Source organism: Actinophytocola sp., assembly GCF_035712165.1.
GTDB lineage: Bacteria > Actinomycetota > Actinomycetes > Mycobacteriales > Pseudonocardiaceae > DASYTH01.
The window spans coordinates 1-4,882 of the sequence record NZ_DASTBH010000312.1 but is presented as its reverse complement, the minus strand read 5'-3'; the positions used below and the strand labels follow the sequence as shown (position 1 = coordinate 4,882).

Sequence of the window (4,882 nt, the reverse complement as noted above, 5' to 3'; positions counted from 1 at the left end):
GCGGTGGTAGCCGGTGCGGGCGTAGGCATAGGCGGCCACCGGGTTCCCGGCGGTCAGCGCCTGCTCGGCCAGCACCGCCCAGCCCTCGCTGAAGTCCGGCCACGCGGTGACCACCTCGGCCGGGGCGGTGCCGGACTCGATCGCGGCCTGCGGCTCGGGGCGGTCGGGGAGCAGGGTGGGCTCCGGTCCCAGCAGGTTGGTCATCAGCCGGCCAGCATCCGGCCCGCGGAGCGCAGGTCGTCGCACGCCTGGCTCACCCGCGCCGCCATCGCCTGCTCGGCTGCCTTCAGGTAGCCGCGCGGGTCGTAGGTCTTCTTGTTGCCGACCTCGCCGTCGATCTTCAGCACGCCGTCGTAGTTCTTGAACATGTGATCGGCGATCGGCCGGGTGTAGGCGTACTGGGTGTCGGTGTCGATGTTCATCTTCACCACGCCGTAGGACAGCGCCTCGTGGATCTCCTCGAGCAGCGAGCCCGACCCGCCGTGGAACACCAGCTCGAACGGCTTGGACCCGGCCGGCTTGCCCAGCTTCTGCGCGGCCACCTCCTGGCCGCGCTTGAGCACCTCGGGGCGCAGCTTGACGTTGCCCGGCTTGTAGACGCCGTGCACGTTGCCGAACGTCGCGGCCAGCAGGTAGCGGCCCTTCTCGCCGGCGCCGAGCGCCTCGATGGTCTTCAGGTAGTCGTCCTCGCTGGTGTAGAGCTTCTCGTTGATCTCGGCGACGACCCCGTCCTCCTCGCCTCCGACCACGCCGATCTCCACCTCAAGGATGATCTTCGCCTTGGCCGCCCCGGCGAGCAGATCCGCCGCGATCTCGAGGTTCTCGTCGAGCGGCACCGCCGAGCCGTCCCACATGTGCGACTGGAACAACGGCTGCTGTCCGTTCGCGACCCGCTCCTGGCTGATCGCCAGCAACGGCCGCACGAAGCCGTCCAGCTTGTCCTTCGGGCAGTGGTCGGTGTGCAGGGCGACGTTCACCGGGTACTTGGCGGCCACCACGTGCGCGAACTCGGCGAGCGCGGTCGCGCCCGTGACCATGTCTTTGATCTTGGTGCCGGAGGCGAACTCGGCGCCCCCGGTGGACACCTGGATGATGCCGTCGCTCTCGGCCTCGGCGAACCCGCGCAGCGCCGCGTTCAGGGTCTCCGACGAGGTGACGTTGATGGCCGGGTATGCGAACTCGTTCGCCTTGGCCCGGTCCAGCATCTCGGCATAGATCTCGGGTGTGGCGATAGGCATGGGGAAATCCTCCTCGAAGCCGGCGCGGGCCCTTCTCAGCTATGGATCCTATTCACCCCGCTCGAAGCGCAGGCGGCGCGTCGGGGGCATATTGGAAGCATGGCAACGGCACGTTGGAACGGCGAGATCATCGCCGAGAGCGACCAGACGACCATCGTCGAGGGAAACCACTACTTCCCGGCCGAGTCGGTGCGCCAGGACTACCTGCGTACCTCGGACACACATTCCACCTGTCCGTGGAAGGGTGAGGCCAGCTACTACACGCTCGACGTCAACGGCGAGCAGAACCAGGACGCGGCCTGGTACTACCCGCAGCCGAAGGACGCCGCGGCCGAGATCAAGGACCACATCGCGTTCTGGAAGGGTGTCGAGGTCACCGGCTGACTTCCTGACTCTCAGTAGCTTACTATCGGTAAGTTACGGTACGGTGCCGCCATGGGTGTGCGCGGACGGTCGGTCAGGGGCAAGGTCGTGTTGATCACCGGGGCGGCCCGGGGCATCGGCGCCGCGGTGGCCGCCGACCTGGCCGCCAAGGGCGCGAAGGTGGCCCTGGTCGGCCTGGAGCCGGAGGAGCTGGACCGGGTGGCGGCCGGCTGCGGGCCGGACGCCAGCGCCTGGGTCGCGGACGTGACCAGCTGGACGGACCTGGAGGCGGCCGTCGCCGGGGTGGTCGAGCGGTACGGCGGGATCGACGTGGTGATCGCCAACGCCGGCATCGCCGCCATCGGCTTCACCCGTTCCATCGACCCGAAGGCGTTCGAGCGGGTGATCGAGGTGGACCTGCTCGGCGTGTGGCGCACGGTCCGGGTCGCCCTGCCGCACCTGATCGAGCGCCGGGGCTACGCGATGCTGGTCTCCTCACTCGCGGCCATCGTGCACATCCCCGGCAACGCCGCCTACAGCGCGGCCAAGGCGGGGGTGGAGGCGTTCGCCAACAGCCTGCGGGCCGAGGTCCGCCATCTCGGCGTCGCGGTCGGGGTCGTGCACCCCACCTTCATCGCCACCGACATGGTCAACGGCACCGGCGAGCACCCGGTGTTCGGTCCGCTGCGGGCGGCGAGCCCGGGCCTGGCCGGCAAGACCTACCCGCTGCCGGTCGCGGTCAGGCTGATCAGCGCGGGGGTGGCCCGGCGGTCCAGGGCGGTGCACGTGCCGGGCTGGGTCGGCGCGGTGAAACTGTTCCGGGCGCTCATGCCGCGGGTGGTCGAACGGCAGGCCCGGAAGATCGTCCCGCAGGCCGATGCGGCGATACTGGCCGACATCGCCGAGCGCGGCGCGGTCGAGTCCAGCATGGTCGGCCCGGGCGCGCGGGCGGCGGCGCAGAGCGCGGAGACACGGACGGCGGAGTAGCGGCATGGCATCGCGGCGCGACGAGATCAGGATGACGCCCGGGGAGATCACCGGCTTCGTCGAGGCGGAGCTGACCGCGCACGTGGCGACCATCGGCCCGAACGGCCGCCCGCACCTGGTGCCGGTGTTCTACGTGACCCGCGGCGAAGCGATCGCCACCTGGACCTACGCCAAGTCGCAGAAGGTGGCCAACCTGCGGCGCGACCCGCACGCCACCGTCCTGATCGAGGCCGGCGAGTCCTACGGCGAGCTGCGCGGCGTGTCCATGGAGTGCGACGTCGACATCATCGACGACGTCGAGGCGGTCGCCCTGATCGGCAACGAGCTGACCGTGCGGATGCTGCCCGAGGCCGACGTGGCGACCTCGGCCAGCCAGTTCGTCCGGGCCCAGGCGGCCAAGCGGGTCGGCCTGGTGTTCAACCCCACCAAGGTGATCAGCTGGGACCACCGCAAGCTCGGCGGAGGTTACTAACGACTCTTCTCCGAGCAGGATCCCGTGCCGCGCTTCGATCCGCGGACAAGGCGTCCGGGCTAGGTATCTGACTCCTCCGACCACGGCCCGAGCGTGATGGTCCACTCCTTGACCACCCGCCGGGCCGCGATCTCCTCGGTGGTGTACGGATCGGCCGCCAGCAACAGGTTCAGCTCGTCGATGTCGGCGACGCGGTAGACGGCGAACCCGGACAGGTCGTCGGAGTACGGGCCGCCGGCGAGCACCTTGCCCTTCTCCGCCAGGTCCATCAGGTACTCCCGGTGCGCCGGGCGGGTGGCGTCGAGCAGATCCCGGTTCTCGGTGTAGTGGGTTTCGACGGTGAACCAGGGCATGGGCACCTCTCTCGCTCCCCGGTATGGTCCATCCGTGCCGGGGAATGGCTTGGACCGCAATGAAGGCAACGCCGAACGCAGCGTGGAACGAACGCTGACCCGGCTACACGCCATCGACACACGCGCCGCGCCGACCGCGGCGCCGGAGGCCCCGCTCACGCTTGAAGATCTCTACCGGACGCATCGTATGCGGCTGATCCGGCTGGCGCTGCTTCTGGTGGACGAACCGGCCACCGCGGAGGACGTGGTCCAGGAGGCGTTCACCGGCCTGCACCGCAACTGGGGCAACCTGCGCGATGCCGCGGCCGCCGTCGGCTATCTGCGCACCGCCGTGGTGAACGGGTCGCGCAGTGTGCTGCGCCGGCGCAAGACCGCGCGGGAGTACACCCCGCCGCACGCGGTCAACGCCCGCTCGGCGGAGAGCCTGGCGATGCTGACCGCCGAGCACCAGTCGGTGGTGCGGGCGCTGTCGCACCTGCCGCCCCGGCAGCGGGAGGTGCTGGTCCTGCGCTACTACGGAAACCTTTCCGAGTCGGAGATCGCCGAGGCCGCCGGCATCTCCAAGGGGACGGTGAAGTCCACCGCGTCCCGCGCACTGGAAGCGCTGCAGAAGATCATGAACCCGCCGCACTGAATCCCACTATGGTATAGACCAATGGAGCGTTGGTCGTCGCCAGGGAGAGTGGGTGCGGCATGGGCGGGCAGCTGATCGCCGGGGGCCGGGTGGTGACACCCGGGGGCGTGCTGGATCCCGGATGGGTGCTGGTCGAAGGGGGCGCCATCAGCGCCGTCGGAACCGGAGCGCCACCCCCGGCCGAGGAGGTCGTCGACGCGACCGGCGCCTGGGTGGTCCCCGGGTTCGTCGACATCCACTGCCACGGCGGCGGCGGCGAGTCGTTCGCGGGCGCCGAGCCGGACCGGGTGCGCCGGGCGGTCGCCGCGCACCGCCGGCACGGCACCACCACCCTGCTGGCCAGCCTGGTGTCCCGGCCCGTGCCCGAGCTCGCCCGGCAGGTCGCCGAGCTCGCCGAACTGGTCGAGGACGGCCTGCTCACCGGCATCCACCTGGAGGGACCGTTCCTGTCGACGGCCCGGTGCGGCGCGCACGACCCGGCCATCCTGCGCCCGCCGGACGAGGACGCGGTCAACACGCTGCTCGCGGCCGGCCGGGGCGCGGTCCGGATGGTCACCATCGCCCCCGAACTGGACGGCGCGCTGCCGGCGGTGAAGCAGTTGGTCGGCGCCGGGGTCCTGGCCGCGATCGGGCACACCGACGCCACCGAGGCGCAGGTGCTGCCGGCGGTCGACGCCGGGGCGAGCGTGGCCACCCACCTGTTCAACGGGATGCGCCCGCTGCACCACCGCGAGCCCGGGCCGATCGGCACCCTGCTCGACGACGAGCGGGTCACCGTCGAGCTGATCTGCGACCTGGTGCACGTGCACCCCAGCGTGATCCGGTTGGCCGCGCG

At 70.7% G+C, this 4,882-nt stretch carries 8 protein-coding genes; 5 read left to right on the top strand and 3 right to left on the bottom strand.

The genetic code is table 11. From position 1 onward, the window contains the following. Together VFO68_RS17730 and fbaA are read right to left on the bottom strand one after the other, a co-directional pair. On the bottom strand, positions 1-204 hold a 204-nt coding region (locus VFO68_RS17730), incomplete at its 3' end, for a DUF3151 family protein (protein ID WP_325159414.1). After that, the gene (fbaA, locus tag VFO68_RS17725; RefSeq protein WP_325159413.1) at positions 204-1,238 is read right to left on the bottom strand and encodes a class II fructose-bisphosphate aldolase; all 1,035 of its coding nucleotides are present in this window, start codon (positions 1,236-1,238) and stop codon (positions 204-206) included. The genes fbaA and VFO68_RS17730, both read right to left, overlap by 1 nt. Positions 1,239-1,337: 99 nt before the next feature. Here fbaA and VFO68_RS17720 point away from each other — a divergent pair, with 99 nt between their 5' ends. From VFO68_RS17720 to VFO68_RS17710, 3 genes are read left to right on the top strand one after another with little or no spacing between them, the layout of a single operon-like run. Next, positions 1,338-1,622, top strand: coding sequence for a DUF427 domain-containing protein (locus VFO68_RS17720; RefSeq protein WP_325159412.1), 285 nt, complete (start codon positions 1,338-1,340; stop codon positions 1,620-1,622). Between the two features lie 51 nt (positions 1,623-1,673). After that, positions 1,674-2,588, top strand: a complete 915-nt coding sequence (locus tag VFO68_RS17715; RefSeq protein ID WP_325159411.1) for a short-chain dehydrogenase/reductase — start codon at positions 1,674-1,676, stop codon at positions 2,586-2,588. Positions 2,589-2,592: 4 nt separating this feature from the next. Beyond that, complete coding sequence (locus VFO68_RS17710; protein ID WP_325159410.1) at positions 2,593-3,060, top strand: pyridoxamine 5'-phosphate oxidase family protein; 468 nt, start codon at positions 2,593-2,595, stop codon at positions 3,058-3,060. A gap of 59 nt (positions 3,061-3,119) precedes the next feature. Here the strand turns inward: VFO68_RS17710 and VFO68_RS17705 are convergent, their stop codons facing one another. Further along, positions 3,120-3,413, bottom strand: coding sequence for a YciI family protein (locus VFO68_RS17705; RefSeq protein WP_325159415.1), 294 nt, complete (start codon positions 3,411-3,413; stop codon positions 3,120-3,122). On the opposite strand from VFO68_RS17705, the gene VFO68_RS17700 reads away from it, so the two are divergent. Then, positions 3,412-4,047 carry a SigE family RNA polymerase sigma factor gene (locus VFO68_RS17700; RefSeq protein ID WP_414635525.1) on the top strand — a complete coding sequence of 212 codons (636 nt, stop codon included), beginning with the start codon at positions 3,412-3,414 and terminating at the stop codon, positions 4,045-4,047. The two genes, VFO68_RS17705 and VFO68_RS17700, sit on opposite strands and share 2 nt — an antisense overlap. Before the next feature lie 59 nt (positions 4,048-4,106). After that, a partial coding sequence (locus tag VFO68_RS17695; RefSeq protein WP_325159408.1) for an N-acetylglucosamine-6-phosphate deacetylase occupies positions 4,107-4,882 on the top strand: 776 nt, incomplete at its 3' end.

Excerpts from the sequence above, each read along its gene's own strand:
- VFO68_RS17705 (WP_325159415.1), bottom strand. The coding sequence starts at position 3,413 with ATGCCCTGGTTCACCGTCGAAACCCACTACACCGAGAACCGGGATCTG.
- VFO68_RS17710 (WP_325159410.1), top strand. The coding sequence starts at position 2,593 with ATGGCATCGCGGCGCGACGAGATCAGGATGACGCCCGGGGAGATCACC.
- fbaA (WP_325159413.1), bottom strand. The coding sequence starts at position 1,238 with ATGCCTATCGCCACACCCGAGATCTATGCCGAGATGCTGGACCGGGCC.
- VFO68_RS17715 (WP_325159411.1), top strand. The coding sequence starts at position 1,674 with ATGGGTGTGCGCGGACGGTCGGTCAGGGGCAAGGTCGTGTTGATCACC.
- VFO68_RS17700 (WP_414635525.1), top strand. The coding sequence starts at position 3,412 with ATGGGCACCTCTCTCGCTCCCCGGTATGGTCCATCCGTGCCGGGGAAT.
- VFO68_RS17720 (WP_325159412.1), top strand. The coding sequence starts at position 1,338 with ATGGCAACGGCACGTTGGAACGGCGAGATCATCGCCGAGAGCGACCAG.